This window comes from Flavobacterium sp. GNP008, from assembly GCF_056428965.1.
The window spans coordinates 1-437 of record NZ_JBWJVL010000008.1 but is presented as its reverse complement, the minus strand read 5'-3'; the positions used below and the strand labels follow the sequence as shown (position 1 = coordinate 437).

At 35.9% G+C, this 437-nt stretch carries 1 protein-coding gene; it reads right to left on the bottom strand.

Annotated features, from left to right (window positions below; all coding sequences use genetic code 11):
- On the bottom strand, window positions 1-437 hold a 437-nt coding region (locus tag AC0608_RS13665), incomplete at both ends, for an HYR-like domain-containing protein (protein WP_478289452.1).

The following is a 437-nucleotide window of genomic DNA, read 5'->3' as shown; positions in this document are numbered from 1 at the left end:
ACACAGGTGTTGTACCACAAGATATAGTTGAAGTTGCAGGCAATGAAGCAATCACAGGAGCTGTAGTATCCTTAATATTTATAGTTTGAGTACTAAAAGATTGATTCCCTGCACCATCAGTTGCAGTCCAATTGCGGCTTACAGAATAAGAACCAGTGCATAAGCTTGAATTTATTACATCTACAAAAGTTAAGATAACACCACCACATATATCAGTTGCAGTTGCTAATGTGAATACAGGCTTTGCAGGACAAAAGATAGTTGTTTCAGCCGGTAGTGGCGCAATTACAGGTGCAGTTGTATCAACTATACTTATTGTAAGAATTGCTTGATCACAAACTCCAGAATTTATTGTGTTGCATATTTGATAGGTATAAATGTATGTACCAATGCCAATTCCATTTTTGATAGTTACATCACCATTACTACTGTTAATT